30 protein-coding genes are annotated in these 22,893 nt (G+C 69.8%); 15 read left to right on the top strand and 15 right to left on the bottom strand.

Annotation, left to right across the window (positions count from 1 at the left end; genetic code table 11):
- The 9 genes from VHC63_04850 to VHC63_04810 form a co-directional block, all read right to left on the bottom strand.
- The coding region (locus VHC63_04850; GenBank protein HVV35911.1) for an SDR family NAD(P)-dependent oxidoreductase at positions 1–701 on the bottom strand (701 nt) is incomplete at its 3' end.
- Positions 698–1,639, bottom strand: a complete 942-nt coding sequence (locus tag VHC63_04845; GenBank protein ID HVV35910.1) for a TIGR03619 family F420-dependent LLM class oxidoreductase — start codon at positions 1,637–1,639, stop codon at positions 698–700. The genes VHC63_04845 and VHC63_04850, both read right to left, overlap by 4 nt.
- Complete coding sequence (locus VHC63_04840; GenBank protein HVV35909.1) at positions 1,639–2,313, bottom strand: TetR family transcriptional regulator; 675 nt, start codon at positions 2,311–2,313, stop codon at positions 1,639–1,641. The genes VHC63_04845 and VHC63_04840 overlap by 1 nt, the downstream gene beginning before the upstream one ends.
- Positions 2,307–2,915, bottom strand: coding sequence for an isochorismatase family protein (locus VHC63_04835; GenBank protein HVV35908.1), 609 nt, complete (start codon positions 2,913–2,915; stop codon positions 2,307–2,309). Before VHC63_04835 ends, VHC63_04840 begins: the two co-directional genes overlap by 7 nt.
- The gene (locus VHC63_04830) at positions 2,916–4,079 is read right to left on the bottom strand and encodes a thiolase domain-containing protein (GenBank protein ID HVV35907.1); all 1,164 of its coding nucleotides are present in this window, start codon (positions 4,077–4,079) and stop codon (positions 2,916–2,918) included.
- Positions 4,079–5,134 carry a thiolase domain-containing protein gene (locus VHC63_04825; GenBank protein ID HVV35906.1) on the bottom strand — a complete coding sequence of 352 codons (1,056 nt, stop codon included), beginning with the start codon at positions 5,132–5,134 and terminating at the stop codon, positions 4,079–4,081. Before VHC63_04825 ends, VHC63_04830 begins: the two co-directional genes overlap by 1 nt.
- Complete coding sequence (locus tag VHC63_04820; protein HVV35905.1) at positions 5,134–5,655, bottom strand: Zn-ribbon domain-containing OB-fold protein; 522 nt, start codon at positions 5,653–5,655, stop codon at positions 5,134–5,136. Before VHC63_04820 ends, VHC63_04825 begins: the two co-directional genes overlap by 1 nt.
- Positions 5,652–6,095 carry an OB-fold domain-containing protein gene (locus tag VHC63_04815; GenBank protein ID HVV35904.1) on the bottom strand — a complete coding sequence of 148 codons (444 nt, stop codon included), beginning with the start codon at positions 6,093–6,095 and terminating at the stop codon, positions 5,652–5,654. The genes VHC63_04820 and VHC63_04815 overlap by 4 nt, the downstream gene beginning before the upstream one ends.
- Complete coding sequence (locus VHC63_04810) at positions 6,095–7,174, bottom strand: Zn-dependent alcohol dehydrogenase (protein HVV35903.1); 1,080 nt, start codon at positions 7,172–7,174, stop codon at positions 6,095–6,097. Before VHC63_04810 ends, VHC63_04815 begins: the two co-directional genes overlap by 1 nt.
- Before the next feature lie 84 nt (positions 7,175–7,258).
- Here VHC63_04810 and VHC63_04805 point away from each other — a divergent pair, with 84 nt between their 5' ends.
- Positions 7,259–8,722, top strand: coding sequence for an aldehyde dehydrogenase (locus VHC63_04805; protein HVV35902.1), 1,464 nt, complete (start codon positions 7,259–7,261; stop codon positions 8,720–8,722).
- A gap of 80 nt (positions 8,723–8,802) precedes the next feature.
- Here VHC63_04805 and VHC63_04800 read toward each other — a convergent pair whose 3' ends face one another.
- A complete protein-coding gene (locus VHC63_04800) occupies positions 8,803–9,081 on the bottom strand; it encodes a universal stress protein (protein ID HVV35901.1) in 279 nt (92 codons plus the stop codon).
- A 57-nt stretch (positions 9,082–9,138) separates the two neighbouring features.
- Here VHC63_04800 and VHC63_04795 point away from each other — a divergent pair, with 57 nt between their 5' ends.
- Positions 9,139–9,738 (top strand): nitroreductase family protein, encoded by a 600-nt coding sequence (locus tag VHC63_04795; protein HVV35900.1) that lies wholly within the window; start codon positions 9,139–9,141, stop codon positions 9,736–9,738.
- Here VHC63_04795 and VHC63_04790 read toward each other — a convergent pair.
- Positions 9,725–10,480, bottom strand: coding sequence for a Sir2 family NAD-dependent protein deacetylase (locus tag VHC63_04790; protein ID HVV35899.1), 756 nt, complete (start codon positions 10,478–10,480; stop codon positions 9,725–9,727). The two genes, VHC63_04795 and VHC63_04790, sit on opposite strands and share 14 nt — an antisense overlap.
- Positions 10,481–10,596: 116 nt before the next feature.
- Here VHC63_04790 and VHC63_04785 point away from each other — a divergent pair, with 116 nt between their 5' ends.
- The 5 genes from VHC63_04785 (at position 10,597) to VHC63_04765 (ending at position 13,411) form a co-directional block, all read left to right on the top strand.
- On the top strand, positions 10,597–11,328 hold the full coding sequence (locus tag VHC63_04785; protein ID HVV35898.1) for a hypothetical protein: 732 nt from the start codon (positions 10,597–10,599) through the stop codon (positions 11,326–11,328).
- Complete coding sequence (locus tag VHC63_04780; protein HVV35897.1) at positions 11,329–11,979, top strand: hypothetical protein; 651 nt, start codon at positions 11,329–11,331, stop codon at positions 11,977–11,979.
- Between the two features lie 113 nt (positions 11,980–12,092).
- Positions 12,093–12,716, top strand: coding sequence for a hypothetical protein (locus VHC63_04775; protein HVV35896.1), 624 nt, complete (start codon positions 12,093–12,095; stop codon positions 12,714–12,716).
- A gap of 15 nt (positions 12,717–12,731) precedes the next feature.
- Positions 12,732–12,989, top strand: coding sequence for a hypothetical protein (locus tag VHC63_04770; GenBank protein ID HVV35895.1), 258 nt, complete (start codon positions 12,732–12,734; stop codon positions 12,987–12,989).
- On the top strand, positions 12,986–13,411 hold the full coding sequence (locus VHC63_04765; protein ID HVV35894.1) for a TA system VapC family ribonuclease toxin: 426 nt from the start codon (positions 12,986–12,988) through the stop codon (positions 13,409–13,411). Before VHC63_04770 ends, VHC63_04765 begins: the two co-directional genes overlap by 4 nt.
- Here the strand turns inward: VHC63_04765 and VHC63_04760 are convergent.
- From VHC63_04760 to VHC63_04750, 3 genes are read right to left on the bottom strand one after another with little or no spacing between them, the layout of a single operon-like run.
- The gene (locus VHC63_04760; protein ID HVV35893.1) at positions 13,408–14,604 is read right to left on the bottom strand and encodes an FG-GAP repeat protein; all 1,197 of its coding nucleotides are present in this window, start codon (positions 14,602–14,604) and stop codon (positions 13,408–13,410) included. The two genes, VHC63_04765 and VHC63_04760, sit on opposite strands and share 4 nt — an antisense overlap.
- A 10-nt stretch (positions 14,605–14,614) precedes the next feature.
- Positions 14,615–15,052, bottom strand: coding sequence for a 3-hydroxyacyl-ACP dehydratase FabZ (gene fabZ, locus VHC63_04755; protein ID HVV35892.1), 438 nt, complete (start codon positions 15,050–15,052; stop codon positions 14,615–14,617).
- The gene (locus tag VHC63_04750) at positions 15,049–15,795 is read right to left on the bottom strand and encodes a MerR family transcriptional regulator (protein ID HVV35891.1); all 747 of its coding nucleotides are present in this window, start codon (positions 15,793–15,795) and stop codon (positions 15,049–15,051) included. Before VHC63_04750 ends, fabZ begins: the two co-directional genes overlap by 4 nt.
- Positions 15,796–15,906: 111 nt before the next feature.
- Here VHC63_04750 and VHC63_04745 point away from each other — a divergent pair, with 111 nt between their 5' ends.
- The 8 genes from VHC63_04745 (at position 15,907) to fabI (ending at position 22,461) form a co-directional block, all read left to right on the top strand.
- Entirely contained in the window at positions 15,907–16,779 is an 873-nt protein-coding gene (locus tag VHC63_04745) for an acyltransferase domain-containing protein (GenBank protein ID HVV35890.1), read from the top strand.
- Positions 16,779–17,069, top strand: a complete 291-nt coding sequence (locus VHC63_04740) for a hypothetical protein (GenBank protein HVV35889.1) — start codon at positions 16,779–16,781, stop codon at positions 17,067–17,069. Before VHC63_04745 ends, VHC63_04740 begins: the two co-directional genes overlap by 1 nt.
- Positions 17,070–17,140: 71 nt before the next feature.
- Positions 17,141–18,070, top strand: a complete 930-nt coding sequence (locus tag VHC63_04735; protein HVV35888.1) for a beta-ketoacyl-ACP synthase III — start codon at positions 17,141–17,143, stop codon at positions 18,068–18,070.
- Positions 18,067–18,786, top strand: coding sequence for a 3-oxoacyl-ACP reductase FabG (gene fabG, locus VHC63_04730; GenBank protein HVV35887.1), 720 nt, complete (start codon positions 18,067–18,069; stop codon positions 18,784–18,786). The genes VHC63_04735 and fabG overlap by 4 nt, the downstream gene beginning before the upstream one ends.
- Positions 18,787–18,827: 41 nt before the next feature.
- Positions 18,828–19,070, top strand: a complete 243-nt coding sequence (acpP, locus tag VHC63_04725) for an acyl carrier protein (GenBank protein ID HVV35886.1) — start codon at positions 18,828–18,830, stop codon at positions 19,068–19,070.
- An 18-nt stretch (positions 19,071–19,088) separates the two neighbouring features.
- A complete protein-coding gene (gene fabF / locus VHC63_04720; protein ID HVV35885.1) occupies positions 19,089–20,324 on the top strand; it encodes a beta-ketoacyl-ACP synthase II in 1,236 nt (411 codons plus the stop codon).
- Entirely contained in the window at positions 20,325–21,686 is a 1,362-nt protein-coding gene (locus VHC63_04715) for a carboxyl transferase domain-containing protein (protein HVV35884.1), read from the top strand. It begins immediately after the preceding gene.
- A 10-nt stretch (positions 21,687–21,696) separates the two neighbouring features.
- On the top strand, positions 21,697–22,461 hold the full coding sequence (gene fabI / locus VHC63_04710) for an enoyl-ACP reductase FabI (protein HVV35883.1): 765 nt from the start codon (positions 21,697–21,699) through the stop codon (positions 22,459–22,461).
- 61 nt (positions 22,462–22,522) lie between these two features.
- Here the strand turns inward: fabI and VHC63_04705 are convergent.
- The coding region (locus tag VHC63_04705; protein ID HVV35882.1) for an SRPBCC family protein at positions 22,523–22,893 on the bottom strand (371 nt) is incomplete at its 5' end.

Here is a 22,893-nt window from a genome sequence, read left to right as displayed (position 1 = left end):
GCGATCTCGCTCGAGTGCGGCAGGTACTTGAGCGCCGTCTCGCCGGCGATCTCGTCGTAGACCTCCTGCGCGGTGACGCCGCGCTGCTTGGCCAACTCGCCGAAGTACCACTCGACCGAGTCGCCCCAGATGTAGCCGGGGTGGATGGCGTTGACCCGGATCCCGTCCTTGCCCAACTCGAGGGCGAGGGTCTTGGTCGCCATGGAGAGCGCGCTCTTGGACGCGGCGTAGGCGCCGTAGCCCTCCTGCGGCCGGTGCACCGACATCGTGTTGACCATCACGACGTGGCCGCCGCCGCGGGCGCGCATCGACGGCACGACGGCCTTGGTCAGCTGCAGCGTGCCGAAGAAGTTGGTGTCCATCGTGTCGCGCCACGCCTGGAGGTCGCCGTCCATGAACGGGGTGTAGTCGCCGCCGTGGAAGGCGTTGTTGACGAGCACATCGACGCCGCCGAACTCGTCGGTCGCCGCGGCGACGAGCGCGACGCACGCGTCGTTGTCGCTGATGTCGCACTGCACGCACAGGGCGCGCCCGCCGAGTTCCTTCACTTCGTCGGCGACCTTGGCCATCGTCTTGGCCCGCCGCGCCGAGAGCACCACGTCGGCGCCTTCTTCGGCGAAACGCCGGGCGATGTCGCGACCCATGCCGGGACCGATGCCCGACACGATCGCCACCTTGCCTTCGAGCAGTCCCGGTCTCACAGCAGCGGCCCCACTTCTGCGCTGAAGCGCGCGATCTGATCCGTCGCCTCGTTCACGTCGCGCGAGCGGAAGCGCACCTGGAGGTGACTGACGCCCATGGCGCCGAACTCACGCAGCCGTTCCGCCAGCATTTCGGGCGCGCCGCTGAGGGTGCGGCTGCCCACCTCCCACGACGGCTCACCCACGTAGAGCACTTCGGTCACGACGCCGATCTCGATCGGCGCGTCGATGCCGGCCTTTTCGCGCAGGGCGCGAATCGTCGCGATCTGCGACGGCATCTCGGCGCGCGGCGTGCCCTGCGGCAACCACCCGTCGCCCTTCTCGGCGGCGCGCCGCAGCGACGGCGGCGCCGAGCCGCCGACCCAGATCGGCGGCCGCGGTTGCTGCACCGGCCGCGGCCCGACGCCCACGTCACGGAACGACCAGCGCGGCCCGTTGTGGACGGGGAACTCGTCGGTGAGCGCGGCGCGCACCGCGTCGATCGCCTCGTCGAGCAGCTTGCCCCGCAGCGCGAAGTCGACGCCGAGGGCGGCGAACTCGCCGGCCGCGTGGCCGGCGCCGACGCCGAGGATGGCCCGGCCCTGCGACAGCGTGTCCAGTGTGGCGACCGCCTTGGCCGTCACCAGCGGGTGGCGGTACGGCAGCACCGACACGTGTGAAAGGAGCCGCACCCGCGACGTCACACCGGCGAGGAAGCCGAGCGTGGTGAACGTGTCGTACCACGTCGTCCCCATCGCTTGGGCGAGCGGGCGCGGGATGGCGACGTGGTCGCACACGGCGACGTAGAAGAACCCGGCGTCGTCGGCCGCGCGCGCCAGCGCCGCGAGTTCGCTGACCCCGGCGTCGGCCTCCCACTTCTCGGCGTACAGCGTGCTCTGGCTCTGCACCTGCAGCTGCATGCCGTAGACGAGCCGGCCGGGCGGGATGACCGAAACCATCAGCTGGCCGGTGGCAGCTTGCCCGTGAGGCTGGTGAAGATGATGTCGGCCATGCTGGCGCGCAGGTCGGCGGTCTGGATGCCCCAGAACTCGTAGGTGTAGCGGTGGGTGGTGACGTTGGCCATCATCGCCACCAGCACGCCGGCGGTGGCGAGGCGGCGGTGCGACGTGGCCTTGGCGCCGGCGCTCGTCTGCTTCATCACTTCGGCCATGGCGAGTGCGAGGTCGTTGAGCAGGCGCGTGCGGATCGCCTGGAACCGCATGTCGCCTTCGGCCACGAGGAGGTCGGTGACGCGAATGGTGGCGCGGTGGCGCTCCCAGAACTCGATGAACGCGTCGGCGAGGTGCAGTGCGTTGGCGTAGCCCTTCTTGCCGCGCCAGTCGGCGTGGCGCACGAGCTCGCCGAGTTCGCTGGTGTCGAGGTTGGTCGCCTCGGCCAGCGCCAGCACCGCCGATTCGATGTCGGGGAAGTACTGATAGAAGGTGGCCGGCGACGTCTTGGCCTCGCGGGCGATGTCGATGACCTTGATGTCGCGAAACGACATCGTGTCCAGCAGCGACTCGGTGCGGTCGAGCAAGCGCTGGCGCGTCGCCAGGCCGCGGCGGCCGGGAATACGCCCGTCGGACGCCCGCGGGTCCTCGTCCTCGTTGACGGCGCGGGTCGCTTTCACCATGCCGAAATGATCTCCGCGCTCGTCGTGATCGCCGAAATCAGCCCCAGCGTGTTGTCGAGCACCGCGTCGGCGTACTCAGCCGGCACGCCGGCGACGCAGTCGCGCGGCAACACGAACTGGTAGCCGGCGTTGACCGCGTCCATGGCGAAGTTGAGCATGCCCACGTTGACCGACACGCCGACGCCGACGATGGTCGTGGCGCCGAGGTTGCGGCACACGGCGTCGAGGTCGGTGCCGCCCATCGGGCCGAGGCCGTGGTAGCGAGTGAGCACGAGGTCGCCGTCAGCGGGACCGATCTCGGGGACGACCTCGGCGCCCTTGGACCCGGGGGTGATGTCGAGGCCGGTCTTGGGCATGGCGTTGAACAGCCGGGCGTTGTGGTTGGACCCGACGCCGTCGGCGCGGCGCACCGCCACGCAGTGCACGACGGGCACGCCGGCGCGGCGCGCCGCGTCGGCGAGTGCGGCGATCGCCGGGATGATCGGCTGCGCCGCGTCTTTGAGCGCCAGCGGCGACGTCTCGCCGATCACGCCGATCTGGCACTCCTGCGTGACGACCACCGTCCGCGACGGCTCGACGAGGGCGGCGAGGTCGACGGGCATCTAGGCCGGCTTGTCGGCGCCGACGACCCACATGGCGAAGAACTGGGCGCCGCCGCCGTAGGCGTGGCCGAGGGCCTTGCGGGCGCCCGGGATCTGGTGTTCACCCGCCTGGCCGCGCACCTGCATCGCCGCCTCGGCGAAGCGCAACATGCCCGACGCCCCGATCGGGTTGGTCGACAGCACGCCGCCCGACGGGTTGATCGGCAGGTCGCCGGTCATCTGCGTGGTGCCGTCCTCGACCAACTTCCAACCCTCGCCTTCGGGGGCGAAGCCGAGGCTTTCGAGCCACATCGGCTCGTACCACGAGAACGGCACGTAGATCTCGGCGACGTCGATCTCGGCGCGGCGGTCCTTGATCCCCGCCTGGGCGAACACGTCATCCGCGCACTCCTTCGACCCCCGCGGCGACACGACGTCGCGTCCGGCGAACATCGTCGGCTCGCTGCGCATCGCCGAGCCGTGGATCCACGCCGGCGGATACCCACCACGCGTGGCGCCGGCCTCGTTGGTGATGACCATCGCGCACGCACCGTCCGATGACGGGCAGGTCTCCGAATACCGGATCGGGTCCCACAGCATCATCGAGTCCGCGATCTTCTCGAACGTGGCGTCGGCTTCGTGCAGGTGGGCATACGGGTTCTTGAGCGCGTTCAGCCGGTCCTTCAGCGCGACGAGCACGCCGATGTGGTCGGGCGCGCCCGACCGGCGCATGTAGTTGCGGATGTGCGGGGCGAAGTACCCGCCGGCGCCGGCGTGGGTGGGCGGGGCGAACGGCATCGGCATCGACAGCGCCCACATCGCCTCGGACTCCGACTGCTTCTCGAAGGCGACGGTGAGCACGCGCTCGTGGATGCCGGCTTGCACCAGCGACGCGGCCACGATCGACGTCGAGCCGCCGACGGATCCCGCGGTGTGCACCCGCAGCATCGGCTTGCCCGCACACCCCAGCGCGTCGGCGAGGAACAGCTCGGGCATCATCACACCCTCGAAGAAGTCGGGCGCCTTGCCGATGACGACGGCGTCGATGTCGGACCACGTCATCTCGGCGTCGTTGAGCGCCCGGAACGCCGCTTCGCGCACGAGCCCGGCGATCGACACGTCGCCGCGCGTCGACATGTGCTGCGTCTGGCCGATGCCGACGATGGCGGCCCGTTGCTTGCCCATCACTCACCCTCCAGGACGCACACGAGGTTCTGTTGCAACAGCGGGCCCGACGTCGCATGCGCCACGGCCCGGTTGGCCGCGCCCTGCGAGATGCGCGTCGCCGCCTCGCCGAGCCGGATCAGTCCCGCCGCCATCATCGGGTTGGCCGACAGCGCGCCGCCCGACGGGTTGATCGTCACGCCGTCGCCGAGGCCGATGGCGTCGCGCAGGATCAGCTCCTGGGCGGTGAACGGCGCGTGGATCTCGGCGAGGTCGACGGGCGCGTTGGCGACGCCCGCCTTCTGCGCCGCGGTCGCCGTCGACACCGAACGCGTCAGGTCGCGCAGGCCGAAGCCCTGCGGTTCGACGCGGTGGTCGATGCCGCGGATCCACGCCGGGCGGGCGCACAGCTCGCGGGCCGCGTCGTCCGCCGCGATGACCATCGCCGCCGCGCCGTCGGTGATCGGCGGGCAGTCCCACTTGTGCATCGGCTCGGCGAGATACGGCTCGGACAACAACGCATCGGCGTCGTCGTCGCGGGCCAGCAGCGCGTACGGGTTGGCCAGCGCGTCGCGGCGCGACCGCGCGGCCACGTGCGCCAGGTCGGACTCCTTGGCCCGGCCCGAGTCGAGCAGGGCGCGCGTCTGCAGACCGGCGAGCGCGATCGAGTCGGGCCACAGCGGCGCCACCGAGTACGGGTCGAGCTGGCGGGTCAGGACCTCCGGGAGGTTGCCGGGCGACGACTTGCTGTAGGCGTAGATCAACGCCACGTCGATGTCGCCCATCTGGAGCTTCACCCACGCCTCGTACATGGCCCAGGCGCCGTCCATCTCGACGTGGCTCTCGCTGATCGGCGGCCACGGGCCGACGGCATCGAGCGTCATCACGAACGAGAACGCCTGGCCCGACAAGTAGTCGGTCGAGCCCGAACAGGTGAAGCCGACGCGGTCCATGCCGATGCCGACGTCGTCGAGCACGCCGCGCACGACGGGCATCAGCATCTCGACTTCGTTGGCGTTGGTCTGGGCCCGCACGTGCTTGCTCTGGCCGAACGAGACAATGGCGACGTCGCGCATCAGGCGTTCCCCCGCATCTGCGACGCGTCGACGTCGGGTTCGCCGTTGGGGCGGAACCACTTGATCGACTCGAGCGTCGGCTTCAGTTCGTCGTCGGGTACCCACACCGCCTCGACGCGCATGCCGGTGCGCACCTGGTCGTAGGGCACTTCCTGCATGAGGTGCATGAGCGGGATGTCGGAGTCGTCGAGCAGGATCAGCGCGCTCACGTACGGGATCTCCATGCCCTGGCCGTAGAACGACACATTGACGATGCAGAACGTCGTGACCGTGCCCGTGTGGGGCAACTCGACTTCTTCTTCGGTCGGCACGCCGTCGGTCGGGCACGCGCCCCGCGGCGGCACGTAGACCTTGCCGCACTTGGGGCAGCGCTGGCCGATGATCTTGCGCGACGCCAACCCGGTCAGGAACCGTGACATCGCCTTGCCCGGCGTGTAGCTGTAGTCGAGGTGGGCCGGCGTGCGCACCGACTTGACCAACTCGACGCCTTGGAGCGACGGAGGCAGCAGCACGTCGGTCATTGCACCGGCTCGAAGCACTCGATGTCGTTGATGTGGCCCTCGCGCTCGGCGCGCCAGCGCACCCGCACGCGCATGCCCGTCGCCATCCGGTCGACCGAGCCCGCGTCGACGGCGTGCAGCAGCGCGGTGTCGGCGCCGTCGAGCTTGATCAGCGCCCAGGCGAACGGCCGGTCGAGCGGCTGATAACGCCGGCCGTCCGTCCACGACCACGTCGTGACCTCGCCCTCCTGACCGACCTCGACGAGTTCGGTCAGCGAGTCGGCGGTGAACGGGTCGTACTCCATCGGCGGCACGAGCACGCGGCCGTCGCTGCCGCGGCTGCCCACGATCACGCCCTCGCGCAGACCCGTGAGGAACGCGCCGATGACGGGACCGGTCGTGCGCGAGAACGGATATTCGATGACCATCGGCGCGCGCAGCACGCCCTGCTGCTCCGCCATCAGTCGGTGATGACCGAGCGGATGACTTCGCCGGCTTCCATGGCGCGGAACGCCTCGTTCACCTCGTCGAGATGAATGTGGCGGCTCACCATCGAACCGACGTCGAGGCGGCCCGTCTCGATCAGCGACACGAAGCGCGGGAAGTCGCGTCGCACCTGCGCCGAGCCGTAGAAGCAGCCGAGCATCTTCTTCTCGTCGGAGAACAGCGGGAACGCCGGGAACGTCACCTGCTGATCGATGCGGGGCATGCCGACAATGCACACCGTGCCGCCGCGCCGCGCCGTCTGGAACGCCTGCAGGATGGTGTCGGGCAGGCCGATGACTTCGAACACGTAGTCGGCGCCGCGCCCGCCCGTCGCCGCCTGCACCGCCGCGATCGAGCCGCCGTCGGACGGATCGATCAGGTCGGTGGCGCCGAGCTGCTCAGCCGTCTTGCGCTTCAGCTCGACGGGGTCGATGGCGAAGATCCGCGACGCGCCGGCGATGCGCGCCCCCTGGATCACCGCCTGGCCGACGCCGCCGCAGCCGATGACGGCCACCGTGGCCCCCGGCTCGACACGGGCGGTGTTGAGCGCCGCTCCCACACCGGTGGTGACGCCGCAGCCGATGAGCGCCAGCTGCTCCGCGGGGACGTCGGTCTCGACCTTGACCACCATCGTCTGACTGGTGACCATCTCGTCGGCGAAGGTGCCGAGGCCGGTCATGCCGAACACCGTGCCGCCATCGGCGCGCACGCCGCGGGTGGCGAACATCAACGCGTTGGCCGACTCGCACAGGTTCGACTGATCGTGCAGGCAGTACCAGCACGTGCCGCACGCCGGGATGAACGAGGCGATGACCTTGTCACCGACGGCGAGACCCGACACGTCGGAGCCCACCTCGAGGACCGTCCCGGCGCCTTCGTGGCCGAGGATCACCGGTGGCGGCATCGGCACGCCGCCCTTCTGCACCGTCAGGTCGCTGTGGCACACCCCGCTGGCGTCGATGTGGACCCGCACGTCGCCCGGACCGAGCGGCGGCGACGACAGCTCTTCGATGACGAGCGGTTCGTTGTACTGGGTCAGGACTGCAGCGCGCATGAGCGGAACCTCGGTTTGGGTTTCTGACGGAGTGTTAGGTTTCGCAACCTACTAGAACGCGCTTCAGTTTTGGAGGGGACCCCGGTGGCCACAGATCTCATCGTCAAGGACACGCTGTTCATCGGCGGCGAGTGGGTCAAGCCCGCCGGCACGGAGACGATCGACGTCATCTCCCCCACGACCGAGCAGGTCATCGCCCGCGTGCCCGACGGCACCGCCGCCGACATCGACCGCGCGGTGGCCGCCGCCCGCGAGGCGTTCGACCACGGCCCGTGGCCCCGCATGAGCCCTGCCGAGCGCGCCGACGTGATGGCGGCGTTGAGCCTGCAGATCCAGACCCGGATGCAGGAGTTCGCCGACACGATCACCGCCGAGAACGGCTGCCCGGTGTCGTGGGGCGTGATGGGTCAGGTGTTCGCCGCCACGATGGCGCTCGACTTCTTCGAGAGCCACGTGCGCACCATGGCCTTCGAAGAAGAGCGCACCGGCCTGATGGGCCCCGCCATTGTGCGCAAGGAACCGGTCGGCGTCGTGGGCGCCATCGTGCCGTGGAACGTCCCGCTGTTCGTCACGATGCTCAAGCTCGCACCGGCGCTCGCCGCCGGCTGCACCGTCGTGCTCAAGCCGGCGCCCGAGACGCCCGTCGACGCCTACATGCTCGCCGAGTGCCTGACGGCGGCCGGGTTGCCCAAGGGCGTCGTCAACATCGTCGCCGCCGGGCGTGAAGCGGGCGAGCGCCTCGTCGTGCACCCCGACGTCGACAAGATCTCCTTCACCGGCAGCACCGCCGCGGGCCGCCACATCGCCACGCTGTGCGGCGAGCGCCTGCGGCGCGTCACGCTCGAGCTCGGCGGCAAGTCCGCGGCGATCATCCTCGACGACGCCGACATCGCCACCAGCGTCGCCGGCCTCGTGCCCGCCGGGATGATGAACAACGGCCAGGCGTGCGTCGCCCAGACGCGCATCCTGGCGTCGCGCAACAAGTACGACGAGGTCGTCGACGCGATGGTCGAAGCGGTGCGCGCCCTCAAGGTGGGCGACCCGATGGACGCCGCCACCGAGATCGGCCCGCTCGTCGCCCAGCGCCAGCGCGACCGCGTCATGAGCTACCTCGACCTCGGGCAGAAGGAAGGCGCCAAGGTCGCCACCGGCGGCGGGCGTCCCGCCGGCATCGACAAGGGATGGTTCGTCGAGCCGACGGTGTTCGTGAACGTCGACAACCAGATGAAGATCGCCCAGGAGGAGATCTTCGGCCCGGTCGTCGCGGTGATCCCCTACGACGACGTCGAAGACGCCATCGCCATCGCCAACGACTCCGACTACGGCCTATCCGGTTCGGTGTGGAGCGCGGACGCCGGCGCCGCGCTCGACGTGGCGCGCCAGGTGCGCACCGGCACGCTGTCGATCAACGGGTTCATCCTCGACTTCAATTGCCCCTTCGGCGGCTTCAAGTCGTCGGGCCTCGGCCGCGAGCTCGGCGCCGAAGGCCTCGGCGCCTACCTCGAGTACAAGACGATCTCGTTCCCCGGCGCCGCCGCGCTGCCCTGACCCCACCTTCTGTGAAGGAATTTCCGTGCGATGCACGGAAATTCCTTCACAGAAGTGCTGGGGTTAGACCGTCTGGACGATCAGCACAGCTGGTGCTCGTGCACCTCGATGTTGGCGCCGCTGGTGAAGCCCGTCGCCCTTGACGTGACTTCGGCGGCGCCGCCCGCCGGATCGATCTTCTCGTACACCTGCGCCGACAGGGTCACGAACTCCGGGTGGGTCATGAGTGAGGACAGCGGCCGGTAGGCGGAAACGATGTGCAGTTCGGCGCCACACATCTTCGCCAGGCCGACCGCCTCGCGCACCGCTTCAGAAGCGCTCGGCGAACCATCGGTCCCCACGACGATGCGTTTGTACATACGAGCACTCTGCGCCCGAGCCGCGACGCGCGCTGTGCCACCTGTCACGCTTCGGGCGTGGAATTCGCCGACGTCGTGCGCCGCCGCAAGATGGTGCGCACCTTCACCAACGAACCCGTCGACCGCGCCGTGCTCGACGGCATCCTCGCCGCCGCCGTGCGCGCCCCCTCGGCCGGCTTCACGCAAGGCTGGGGCTTCCTCGTGCTCGACACCCGCATGGATACCGAGCGCTTTTGGAACACCACCTTCGCGCCCGACGATCGCGCGGCGTTCCGCTGGCAGGGCTTGTTCGACGCGCCGGTGATCGTGGTGCCGTGCTCGAACGAGTCGGCGTATCTCGACCGCTACGCCGAGCCCGACAAGGGCTGGACCGACCGCGACCCGGCGCGCTGGCCCGTCCCCTTCTGGCACATCGACACGGCGTTCGCGTCGATGCAGATCCTCAACGCCGTCGTCGACGCCGGACTCGGGGCGTTGTTCTTCGGCGTGTTCGGCGAAAACGTGCTCCTGGTGCGCGCCGCCTTCGGCGTGCCCGACACCTTCATGCCGATCGGCGCCATCGCCATCGGCCATCCGGCGCCGAGCGACGAGCCGTCACCGTCGCTGCGCCGCGGCTGGAAAGACCGCGACGACGTCATTCACTTCAATCGGTGGTGACCCACGCCGGCACGACTTCGCCGATCGGGTCGCGCACCACGACATCGGCGATGTCGTCGTAGGGCGTCTCCTGGTTGTTGACGATCACCAGCGTGGCGCCGGCGCGCACCGCGAGGGGCACGAGACCCGCCGCCGGGTAGACGCCGAGCGTCGAGCCGATCACCACGAGCAACGGCGTCGCCCCGCAGACCGCGGCGGCGCGATCGATGACGTCAGGATCGAGCGGTTGGCCGAAGCTGATGGTGGCCGACTTGAGGATGCCGTCACACACGCGACAGGGCGGGTCTTCCTCGCCGGCGCGCACGCGCGCCAGCGTCTCTTCCATCGGCCGCTCGTCGCCACAGCGCAGGCAGCGCGTCCGTGCGACGGCGCCGTGCAACTCGATGACGGTGTCGGGCGGTGAACCGCCGGCTTGGTGCAACCCGTCGACGTTCTGGGTCACCACAAACGACACCGACTGGGCGCGCTGGAGCGCGGCGACGGCGCGGTGGGCGTCGTTGGGCGCGGCGGTGAAGTACGTCGACTCCGCCCGCGTGGCCCACGCGCGCTTCCGCACGTCGGGATCGCTCATGTAGGTGTCGATGTGCGCCGCCTTCTCGGCCGCGGGGTTCTTGGTCCACACGCCGTTGGGGCCGCGGAAGTCGGGGATGCCCGAGTCGGTCGAGATGCCGGCGCCGGTGAGGACAACGGCATTGTCGGTCATCCGCAGCCACTGGCGGACCTGGTCGACGTGTTCGCGCATGCCACCGGCAAGATAGGCGTTCGCAGGGCCACGCCGTCCCGGCAAGGTCGCGGCAAGGTCGGATCCGTACGGTCGCCTCAACGCCCCGCCGGGGGGGCGACCAACGAGGAGGGACCATGCTGCAACGGCTGATGCGATTCAAGTGGGTGATTGCCGGCGCCCTGACGACGATGCTGTTCAGCGGGGGGCTGTTCGCAATCCTGTCGGACAACGTCCGGATTCAGGGCAACCACCTCGACACACCGGCGTACGCGGCCGCCGCCCACGACATCCGCGTGGCGCTCATCGCGGACGACGGTTCCGAGGAATGCCCGCCCGAATCCCTCGACGGGCTCAATCCGAATCCGGCGTACAAGGAAGGCGTCATTCCCGCCCTCGTCGAAGGCACGCTGGCCGATGACGGTGGCTTTGGCCGATTCATCAACGCACCGAAAGCCGTCTGCATCGCCAACTTCGGGCGGTCGGCGGGCACGGTGCAGGCATTCGTCACCAATTTGATCTCCAAGGAGACCTCGTGCGAGCCCGACGAAATCGCCAGCGGCGAAGACGACTGCACCGCCGCAAACGTCGCCACCGACCCGGGCGAACTGCCCTCGCTCGTGAAGGTGTCGGCCAGCGGCTTCGGGGGCGGTCCGTGCGAAGGCTATGACGGCGGCAGCGCCCACAAGTTCACGGAATACACCGACGGCCTGACGTGGCAGACGAGCCTCGACTCCCAAGCCGTCTGCGCTGTCTCCCTGGCGTTCACCTTGACGGGCACCGAAGCGGACATGGCCGCGGCGCAGAGCGATTCGCTCGACTTCGACCTTCAGCTGGTGCTCTCGGACCCGATCCCCGCGGGCGGCTAGTTGCGCCGAGTTCTGCGCGGCCTCGTGTCGTTGGCCGGCGCGCTCCTCGTGGGCGCGCTGGCCTTGGCGTGGCTGGGGCACTGGAAGCTCGACGTCATTCAGACCGGGAGCATGGGCGACGTGGTGCCCCGCAAGAGCATCGCCGTGGTCGCGCCCGTCGACCCGCATGCGGTCGCGGTCGGTGACGTCGTCGAGTTCCGGCTTCGTGGCTTCGGCCCCACCCGTGTGACGTTGCACCGCATCGTTCGGCGGATCGACAAGGACGGCACCGTCTACTTCGCCACCCAAGGTGACGCCAACGGCTCGCCCGACCCCTTGCTCGTGCCGACCACTGACGTGCTCGGCATCATGAAGTTCCACGTCGACCGGGTCGGCGCGATCGTGAATGGCCTGCATGGTTGGCGGGCCGCGGCGGTCTTCATCGGAGCACCCGCGCTGGGCGCGCTCGTGGCCGAGGTGCGCCGAACTCGGCGGCGGCGCGCGACACCGCGCATAGCGCTGATCCACCGCGGGACGGCGGGCTTGGAGGTGTGGACCCTCGAAGGCCCGTTCAACGGCGACGACCGTATACGGGCGCGTGAGGAACCCACGCTGGACATTTCGGCCCGGACAGCCTCCGCCCTCCGGTTCCTCACTCGTCCCGGGAAGTGAACTGCGATCGTCGACGACGGCGCGTTCGCGCGGTCACAAGGGCGCGTTCGCGCGGTCACAAGGGCGCGTTCGCGCCATGGTGACGCGTGGGGGGCGATGGAAGCGTACGGCGCATGCCGCTTACCCCCGCTCCCACGATTCCCGCCACCGGGTCCGTGCGCGTCGCCGCGTGGGTCGACCCGCTCGTCGACCGGCTCGGGTTCGACCCGCGCTCGATCTACGTCGAGTCGTACTGGCTGAGCACGCTCGGCCCGTCGACCACCTGGCTGTTGCGGCGACTGGCGTACGGGCTCGACGCGTCGCCCGACGGCTTCGAGCTCGACTTACCCTCGATCGCCCGCGAGATCGGCCTCGGCGACAAGGGCGGCCGGCACTCGCCCTTCGCCCGCTCGCTCGGTCGCCTCGTGCAGTTCGACATCGCCCGCTGGCAACCGACGGCAACGACCATCGAAGTGCGCCGCCGCGTCCCGCCGCTCAACCGCCGCCAGGTGATGCACCTGCCCGACGCGCTGCGCGAGCAGCACGACGCCTGGCAGCGCAGCCAACTCGGCGCACCGCCGCCCGACGAATTGCGCCGCCGCTGCCGCTCGATGGCCTACGTCCTGCTCGACACCGGCGCCGAGCGCGAAGAAACCGAACGCCAACTCGTCGGCTGGGGCTTCCACCCCGCCCTCTGTTACGAGTCGACCGCCTGGGCGGCGGACCGGCTTGCCGCATCAAAGCATCAGAAAGTCTGATGCTACGATGCGCCAATGTCACGCACGACGGTCACGCTCGACCCTGACACCGAGCAAATCGTGCGTAAGCGCATGCGCGAGCGCGGCATGACGTTCAAGGAAGCGCTCAACGACGCCATCCGCGCCGGTGCGCAAAGCGCGGCGAAGCGCCGTCCCTTCAAGACCAAGACGGCGTCGATGGGCGAACCGACGGTCGTGCTCGATCGCGCGCTGCAACTCGCGGGCCAGCTCGAGGACGACGAACTCGTCCGACGCATGCGCGCCGGCAAGTGAAGCTCGTCGACGCCAACGTCTTGCTGTACGCCCTCGATCGTGACGCCCACCACCACAGCACCGCTCGCCGGTGGCTCGACTCGGCGCTCTCCGGTGAGGAGACGGTCGCGTTCGCGTGGGTCGCCCTGCTGGCCTTCGTCCGCCTCGCAACCCGCGCCGACCTCTTCCCCAATCCGCTGACGGTCGACGCCGCCTTCGACCGCGTCGACGCGTGGTTGTCCGCCGACGCCGCGGTCGTCCTGCAACCGACGCCGGAGCATGGACGCGTCCTCCGTCAGCTACTCACGCGGGTCGGTGCCGGCGGCAATCTGGTGAACGACGGTCACCTCGCGGCGCTGGCCGTCGAGCACCGCGCCACCGTCGTGTCCTACGACGGCGACTTCGCCCGTTTCGACGGCGTGACCTGGGAGCAGCCGACCTAAGGAATCGGGATCGGCAGACCGCCGCCGGCCGCGGTGGTCGACGTGGTGGTCGTCGGCGCCGCCGTGGTCGTCGTCGCGTGCGTTGTCGTGGAGGTGGTCGTGGCGTGCGTCGTGGTCGACGTGGTCGTCGAACCACCGCCACCGCCGGGCAGGCAGATCGGCGGGATGCCGGTGCAGGCCGTGGTCGTCGTCGGCGGGACGGTCGAGGCCGGGAAGCCGCCGACGTGCACGCCGCCGGTGAAGTTGGGGTCGTACGCCATGAACTGCGCGACGGCGCTGAACGCGTTGTTGGCGTAGGTCAGCAGCTTCACGTGGGGACCGCCGCCGGCGCCCGCACCGGTGATCAGCTTCTGGCCCTGGCCGACGGCGACGAACACGCCGCCGCTGAACTTGGGGTCATAGGCCATGAGGCCGGGGCCTTCGGCGCCGCCGAGCGTCCACAGCTTCACGTGCGGGCCGCCGCCGGCGCCGGCGCCGGTGACGACGTCGACGCCCGTGGGCGTGCGCACCGCACCCGCAGCCACGTGGACGCCGCCGGTGAAGTGCGGGTCATAGGCCATCCATTCGGACTCGACCGACACCTGCCCCTGGCTGATGTGGAACACGCGCACGTGCGGCCCACCGCCGGGGCCGGCGCCGGTGATGATGCGCCCACCCGAACCGGCGACCGACACGCCGCCGCGGAAGCCGGGGTCGTAGGCCATGAAGCTGTACTCCTCGACGAGCTGGCCCCCGCTCACGCGCAGCACCTTGACGTGGGGACCGCCGCCGGGACCCGCCGCCACGATCACTTCGAGCTGCGGCGTCTCGTCCTCGTTCGCGGCCGCCACCGAGATCCCGCCCTGGAAGCCGGGGAACGGATTGGCTTGCGCGATCAGCGTGTTGCCGTCGTGGCTCCACACCTGCACCTGGGCGTTCACGCCCGGACCGGTGCCGGTGACGATGTCGGCGGTGCCGTCGCCGTTGATGTCGCCCGACGCCACGCTGACGCCGGAGGTGGCGCTGCCGTTGGCATCGAAGCTCACGCCGCCGCTCTTGCCGTCGGCGCCGAAGGTCCGGACGTTGGGCGCCGCGCCCGGGCCCGGACCGGTGACGACGACGTCGCTCGACGCCGCCTTCGCCCCGCTCGTGCCCAGCCCGATCGCGATTCCGACCGCGAGCAGGCCCGCGATCACCCCAGCCAGTTTGCGCATAAAAGGGAGCCTATGCGGGCTTTGGTGCCAAGGCGAAGAACAGCCGCGCTTTGCACGTGACGGCGCCCTCGACCGTGGCCTCGCCCACGCCCCAGCCGCCCTTCGAGCTCAGCCGTTCCATCGTCACGTCGAGGCGCAGCGTGTCGCCGGGCACGACCATGCGGCGGAAGCGGACCTCCTCGACGCCGCCGAACAGCGGGAGGCGACCGGCGAAGCGCTCGTCGGAGAGCACGGCGATCGCCCCCGTCTGCGCCAGGGCTTCGAGTTGCAGCACGCCGGGGAAGACGGGGTTGCCGGGAAAGTGGCCGGCGAGGAACGCCTCGTCGCCCGTCACCCGGTACGTCCCGACGCAGCGTTCGCCGACGACGAGTTCCTCGATGGCGTCGACGAACTTGAACGGCGGGCGGTGCGGCAGGATGTCGGGCGTTACCTCGGCGTCAGCGGTCACCCGGGGAACGTAGCGTCGATGACCGACAGCGCCTTGTGCAGCGCTTCTTGCTCTTCGTCGGTGCCGCTGTTCGCCAGGTGCTTGACCATGGCGTGCACCAGCGTGCGCTCGACGTGGTAGCCGACGAGCCACGACGCCGCCTGCACCATCATCGAGAAGGCGTCGCCGAACTCCTCGGCGGCCTCGGGGTGCGGTTCGCCGTTGAGCATCGGCTCGCGCACGTAGCGCAGGAACAGCTTCGACGCCCCCTCGGCCAGCAACTCCGACGTCTCGATCTGGAGCTTGGCCACGGCCATGAACTCCTCCATCGGTACCCCGGCCGACACCAGCGCCAGCAGCATCCGCACGGCGCGGACATCGGCGCGGCTGTAGGGCCGGTCGGGGTCGTCGGCCGGTAGCGGGCGCAGCACGCCCGAGCCTTCGAGCGAGCGCAGCATCGACGGTGGGACGCGGGCGCGTTCGGCCAGTTCCGCCCGGGTAAGGCGTTCGTCGGATCGTTCGTCGTCGCCGTCGAAAAATGGGCTGTCGGGGCCCGCCGCGAGGACGTCGGCGATCGCCCGGAGGCTCAATCCCTTGGTTTTCAGCGCCTTGATCTTGAGTAACCGATCGAGGTGGCTGGAGTCGTACACCGCCGTGCGGCCCTCGTGTTTAGGGGCGCTGAGCAGGCCTTTTGACTGATACGACCGCACAACCTCGACGGAAACCCCGGCGGCGTCCGCCAGCTGTCGTACGTCGTATGTCATCGCAATCACATTGTAATACGGCTGAATCGAAACATTCGACAATCACGTGTAACCTTTGGGCTCGTCGGGTAGTCGAAACGGTTCGTCGGGGGGCGGAGAGAGGGCCAACGCGTGAGCGTCGCAGTTGTTTTTCCAGGTCAGGGAAGCCAGGCAACGGGCATGGGTGTCGACCTGCGCGCCCTTCCGGCCTGGCACCTCGTGACCGACGCCGAAGACATCCTCGCCACCTCGCTCGCGCCCCTGCTGCTCGGCGACGAACTCAAGACCACGCAGGCGGCCCAGCTCGCCGTGCTCCTCCACTCGCTCGTCACCTGGGAAACGGTGAAGGACGAGATCCTCGCCCAGGGCGTGACCAGCTTCGCCGGCCACTCGCTCGGGCAGATGACGGCGCTCATCGCCTCCGGTGCGCTCAGCTTCGAAGTCGGCGTGCAGGTGGCGGCCAAGCGGGCCGAAGTCACCCAGCACGCCGCCGACGCCCGCCCCGGTGTGATGGCGGCGCTGCTCGGCGCCACCGACGAGCAAGCGGCCGCCGCCGTTGCCGGCACGCCCGACAGCTGCTGGGTCGCCAACATCAACGCCCCGGGCCAAATCGTCATCGCCGGTACACCCGAGGGTCTCGAGCAGGCCAGCGAGGCGGCACGTGCGGCTGGCATTCGTAAGGTCGTGCCCCTCGACGTCGCCGCCGCGTTCCACACGCCGCTCATGGACGACGCCGCCATCGGCTTCGCCGAGTACCTCCCGGCGATCGACTTCGCCGACCCGTCGGCGCCGATCATCTCCAACGAAGACGGCGCCGTATACACCGACGGGAACGGTTGGCGAGACCGACTCGTCACCCACCTTGTCAAGCCGGTCCGCTGGGCCGACTCCATGATCACGATCGACTCCCTGGGCCCCGCGTCACTGCGCGAGGTCGGGCCCGGGACCACGCTGACGGCACTGGCCAAACGGTGCCTTCCTGACTCCGAATGGGTGAAGAACTGATGTCTCCTGCATCGACTCCTCTGGCAATCGAACTGGCCGAGTACACCGAAGTCGCGGAGAAGTTGATCGTGGCGCCGGCGCGGGGCGTCGTGACGCTCCTCGACCCGCAGGTCGTCACCGCCGAAGGTGAGATCGTCGAAGCGGGCCAGGCGGTTGCCATCATCACCAACTCGGGCGAAGAGACCCCGGCCGTGAGCCGCTTCACCGGCTTCCTCATGGGCATGCTCGTGCACTCCGGTGAACGCGTGCGCCCCGGTCAGCCCATCGCCTGGCTGCGCACCTTTTCGTAACACGTGACCGAGCGTCAGCGAGCGAACCGAAGAGACAGCCGCTGCGGTCTTGCGCCCCGAAGGGGCGCGAAGTGACCGCGATCGTCGGGATGGGGACGGCGCTCCCCAGTATCCGGTTCACCAACAAGGACTTCGAGCAGGTACTCGAAACGAGCGACGAGTGGATCGTCGAGCGCACCGGTATTCGCGAGCGCCGCATCGCCGGACCCGACGACACCACGGTCTCGCTCGCGACCGCCGCGGGTGCCGAAGCGCTCAAGGACTCCGGCGTCGACCCCGAACTCGTCGACCTCCTGGTGCTCGCCACCGTCACACCGACGCAGAAGCTGCCGGCCAGCTCTGCCATCGTGCAGGACAACCTCGGCCTGCACTGCGGCGCCTTCGACCTCGTCGCCGCCTGCTCGGGCTTCGTGTACTCGCTCGTGATGGCCGACAGCCTGGTGCAGGCCGGCGGGGCGCGCGCCGCCCTCGTGGTGGGCGCCGAGACGCTGTCGACGATCACCGACGCCACCGACCGCGGCACCGCCATCCTCTTCGGCGACGGCGCGGCGGCCGCGGTGATCGTGCCGTCGGCTCCGGGCCACGGCCTGCTCGGCTACGACCTGGGCTGTGACGGTTCGGCCGAGTCCATCCTCAACATCCCCGTGGGCGAGCAGTACATCCACATGGAGGGCAAAGAGGTCTTCCGTCGCGCCGTGCGCGCCTGCCTGGGTTCGGCCGAGCGCGCCCTCGAACGCGCCGGGCTGGCGCCGACCGACGTAGACGTGTTCGTGCCGCATCAGGCCAACACCCGCATCATCGACGCCGTCGTCGAGCGCCTCGGTATGACCAACGCCCGCGTGGTGCGCAACATGGACAAGTACGGCAACACGTCGGCGGCGTCCATCCCGCTGGCGCTCGCCGAGTCCGAGCCCAAAGATGGCGACGTGGTGCTCATGTGCGGTTTCGGTGCGGGCATGACGTGGGCGTCGGCCGCCCTGCGCTGGGGTACGGGCGAATGACCGTCGCGTTGGTGACCGGCGCCGGCGCCGGTATCGGTCGGGCGTGCGCGGTGGCGCTCGCCCAGCAGGGGCTGCGCGTCGCCGTCGGCTTCGGCGGCAACAAGGACGGCGCCGAGGAGACGGCCGCGCTGTGCGGCCACGATGCCTTCGCCGTCGAGATCGACGTCGCCGACGCCGCGTCGGTCGACGCCGCCTTCGAGCGCATCAGCGACCCCGTGACCGTGCTGGTCAACAACGCCGGGGTCACCCGCGACGGCCTGCTGCTGCGCATGAAAGACGACGACTGGGACAAGGTCCTCCAGGTCAACCTCACCGGCGCGTTCCACACGATCAAGCGGGCGACGCCGGCGATGATGAAGGCGCGCTACGGCCGCATCGTCAACATGGGCTCGGTCGTGGGCCTGTCGGGCAGCGCCGGGCAGGTCAACTACGCGGCGGCCAAAGCCGGCCTCGTCGGCCTCACCCGCTCGGTCGCCCGCGAGCTGGCGTCGCGCAACGTGACGTGCAACCTCGTGGCCCCCGGCCCGATTACCACCGCCATGACCGACGCCCTGTCCGAAGAACGCATCGCGGCCATCACCCAACAGGTGCCGCTGGCTCGTATGGGTACCGTCGACGAAGTGGCGGCCACCGTCGCGTTCCTCTGTAGCGAGGGCGCGGCGTACATCACCGGCGCTGTCATTCCGGTAGACGGCGGCCTCGGCCTCGGCCACTAGCGTTCGCGAAATCTCACCAACCGCAAGGAGAACCCCCAGAAATGTCTCGTGACGAAGTCCTCAACGTGATGCGTGACTGCGCCGTCGACCTGCTCAAGATCGACCCGGCGAAGGTCACCGAGGAGGCCACCTTCGCCGAGGATCTCGAAGCCGACAGCCTCGACGTCGTCGAGCTGGTGATGGCGCTCGAAGAGAAGCTCGACATCAGCATCCCCGAGGAAGACCTCGAGGGCATCAAGACCGTGGGCGAGGCGCTCGACGTCATCGCCGCCAAGGTCGCTTAGGACTCGGAGGAGTACCGCATGGAACGCCGACGCGTTGTCGTGACCGGCATGGGCGTCAAGACGCCCGCCGGCAACACCCTTGACTCGTTCTGGGAGACCCTGCTCGCCGCCAGCGCTACCGCGGCGGGCCCGATCGAACGCGTCGACGTTTCCGATTGGCCGGTGCAGTTCGCCTGCGAAGTAAAAGGCTTCGATCCCGAGGAGTACATCGACGCCAAGGAAGTGCGCCGCACCGACCGCGTCGCCCAGCTCGGCTACGCGGCGGCGGTCGACGCGCTGCGCATGGCGGGCGACCTCGGTCTCGACCCGGCGCGCATCGGCGTCGTGGCCGGCACCGGCGTCGGCGGCCTCGAGACCCAAGAGCGCGAAGAGATCGTCGTGTACGAGAAGGGCAAGACCCGCGTGTCGCCCTTCCTCGTGCCGATGATGATGACCAACGCCACCGCGGCGATGATCTCGATGGGCCACGGCCTGCGCGGCCCGAACCTGTGCATCGCCACCGCCTGCGCCGCGGGCACCAACGCCATCGGCGAAGCGGCCCACATCATCCGCTACGGCGGCGCGGATGCGATCGTGGCCGGTGGTTCCGAAGCGGCCATCACGCCCGTGGGCATGGCGGCGTTCGCCCGCATGGGCGCGCTGTCGACCCGCCGCGACGATCCCGCCACCGCGTCGCGTCCCTTCGACGCCACCCGCGACGGCTTCGTCATGGGCGAAGGCGGGGCGTTCCTCGTACTCGAGGAGTACGAGCACGCCGTGGCGCGCGGCGCCACCATCCTCGGTGAGATCCTCGGCTACGGCCGCAACGCCGACGCGCATCACATCACCGCACCGTCGCCCGACGGCGCCGGCGCCATCGGCTGCATGGAAGCGGCGCTCGCCGATGCCGGGCTGACGCCGGGCGACATCGGCCACGTCAACGCCCACGGCACGTCGACGCCGCTCAACGACGCGGCGGAGAGCGCCGCCATCTACAAGACGTTCAACGGTTCGCCGCCGCCGGTCGTCTCCACCAAGGGCGTGACCGGTCACTGCATCGGCGCCGCCGGTGCCATCGAGTGCGTGGCGGCACTGCTGGCCTCGACGCGCGGCGTCGTGCCACCCACGGCGAATCACACCGAGCGCGGCGAAGGCATCGAGGTCGATGTGGTGCACGGTTCGCCGCGCGAAGTCGCGCCCGCTCCGGCGCTGTCGAACTCGTTCGGCTTCGGCGGTCACAACGGCACGCTCGTCGTCGGTCCTGTTGCCTCGTAGGTGACCCGTCTGCTCGCGCTCGGGACGGCGCGCCTCGGTGGCGCGCAAGCCGAGATCCGCGAGTTCGGTCACCAGCGCATCGGCTGGTTCCGCATCGCGGACGAGCCCGAGGAGGGCGACGAGTCGGGCCGCGGCGCCATCGGTCCCGACGAAGCCGAGGCCATCGCCCGCCTGATCCGCCTCGCCACCGACACCGGTGTGCCGATCGTCGGCGTGCTCGCCACCACCGGCACCGACGTGCGCCACGGCGTGGCGTCGCTCGTGGGCTGGGGGCAGGTGGCGCGCGCCCTGGTCGACGCGTCGGGCGTCGTGCCGATCGCGCTGGCCATCGTGGGGCCGTGTGCCGCCGGGCCGGCGCTGCTCATCGGCCTCGCCGACTTCGTCGTGTTCACCGCCGGGGCCACGGCGTTCGTGTCGGGTCCCGCGGCGGTGATGGGCATGACGGGCGAGCCGATCTCGGCCGTCGACCTCGGCGGCGTCAACGCCCATGAGACCCACAGCGGGATCTGCGCCTTCCACGCGGCCGACGAAGAATCCGCCCTCGACGCCATCGCCGGCGTGCTCGGTTACCTGCCGGCCAACAACCACGAGATGCCGCCGTGGGCGCTGGGCGACGACGACACCGAACGCGACTGCGAGGCGACCTTGCCGGCGTCGGCCAACGCCGGCTACGACGTACGCCGCGTCGTCGACGAGGTGTGCGACCGCGGTTCGTGGTTCGAGTTGTGGGCGCGGCACGCGCCCAACTCCGTCGTCGGCTTCGCCCGCGTGGACGGCTATCCCGTCGGCGTGATCGCCAACCAGCCGGGGTGGCTGGCGGGCACCCTCGACATCGAGGCGTCGACCAAGGCGGCGCGCTTCGTGCAGTTGTGCGACGCCTTCAACGTGCCGCTGCTCACCTTCGTCGACACGCCCGGGTTCCAGCCGGGCAAGGACATCGAGTGGCGCGGCATGATCCGCCACGGCGCCAAGTTGTGCCACGCCTACGCGGCGGCAACGGTGCCGCGGGTGTGCGTGATCCTGCGCAAAGCGTACGGCGGCGCCTACATCGTCATGGACTCCCACGGCATGGGCTCCGACTTCGTCGTCGCCTGGCCCCAAGCCGAGATCGCGGTGATGGGCGCGTCACAGGCGATCGGCCTGCTGTATGGCCGGCGCGACCTGCCCGCCGAGGAGATCGCCGCGCTCACCGATCAGTACACGCTCGACTACTGCACGCCGCGGGTCGCCGCCGAGCGCGGCTACGTCGACATGGTGATCGAACCGACCGAGACGCGCCGCGTCGTGGTCACCGCCCTCGAAGCGCTGCGGTCCAAGCGCGAGCACCTGCCGAAGCGCCGCCACGCCAATCCACCTCAGTAGGAGTCAGCCCATGTTGCTCGAAGGCAAGAAGGTCGTCGTCACCGGCGTGCTCACCGACTCGTCGATCGCGTTCGACGTCGCCCGCATCGCCCAGGAGCAGGGCGCCGAGATCGTGCTGACGTCGTTCGGCCGCGCCATGTCGTTGACCCAACGCGTCGCCCGTCGCCTGCCGACGACGCCCGAGGTGTTGGAGCTCGACGCCACGTCCGACGAGAACATCGCGGCGGTGGCCGACACGCTGGCGTCGCAGTGGGGCCGCGTCGACGGCGTCGTGCACTCGATCGGCTTCGCCCCCGCCGACTGTCTCGGCGACGACATGTTCAAGGCCGGCTGGGACGACGTCGCGACCGCGATTCAGGTATCGGCGTACTCGCTCAAGTCGCTGGCGCAGGGCTTCATGAAGCTGTTCGCCGACGGCGGGTCGATCGTCGGGCTCGACTTCGACGCCACCCAGGCGTTTCCCACCTACAACTGGATGGGCGTAGCGAAGGCGGCGCTCGAGTCGCTGTCGCGTTACCTGGCGCGCGACCTCGGCCCCGCGGGCGTGCGCTGCAACCTCGTGGCCGCCGGGCCGCTGCGCACGACGGCGGCCAAGTCGATCCCGGGCTTCGGTCGGTTCGAGGACATCTGGGCCGACCGCGCCCCGCTCGGCTGGGACCTCAAGAACACCGAGCCCGCCGCCAAGGCCGTCGTCGCCCTGCTCTCGGACTGGTTCCCCGCCACGACCGGCGAGATCATCCACGTCGACGGCGGCTTCCACGCCGTCGGCGCCTAACCCCGCAGCTTTTGGTGATGTTGAAGAAGGGTCTTCTTCATTCAGCATCACCAGTTTGCGGCTAGGGGGTCTCCGCGATCGCCTTGAGGCGGTTGAGGGTCTGGGTCATGCCGTCGCGGTTGGTCTTGCCGCGGGCCCAGCCGAGCAGCGTCCAGTAGAGCTTGAGCGGCAGCGACGGCTCGAGGCGGAAGTACTCGGTGGCGTCGGTGCCACCGTCGGCGGCGGCGAAGGTGTAGCCCCAGTTGTTGACGCGCCGGCCGCCGTTGACGACGACGAACTCGAACACCTTGCCCGGCTCGCACTGCGTGACTTCGCACGTGGTCCAGTACGTCGGGCCGCGGCCGTTGCGCTTGACGTGGCCGCGGAACTTCGCCCCGACGGCTGGACCCGTCGCCCCGTCGAGCCATTCGGCTTCGAAGGTCTCGGGCGACA

This window comes from Acidimicrobiales bacterium (assembly GCA_035546775.1).
Lineage (GTDB): Bacteria > Actinomycetota > Acidimicrobiia > Acidimicrobiales > JACCXE01 > JACCXE01.
The sequence above is the reverse complement of the archived record's forward strand: the minus strand, read 5'-3'. Positions and strand labels throughout refer to the sequence as shown.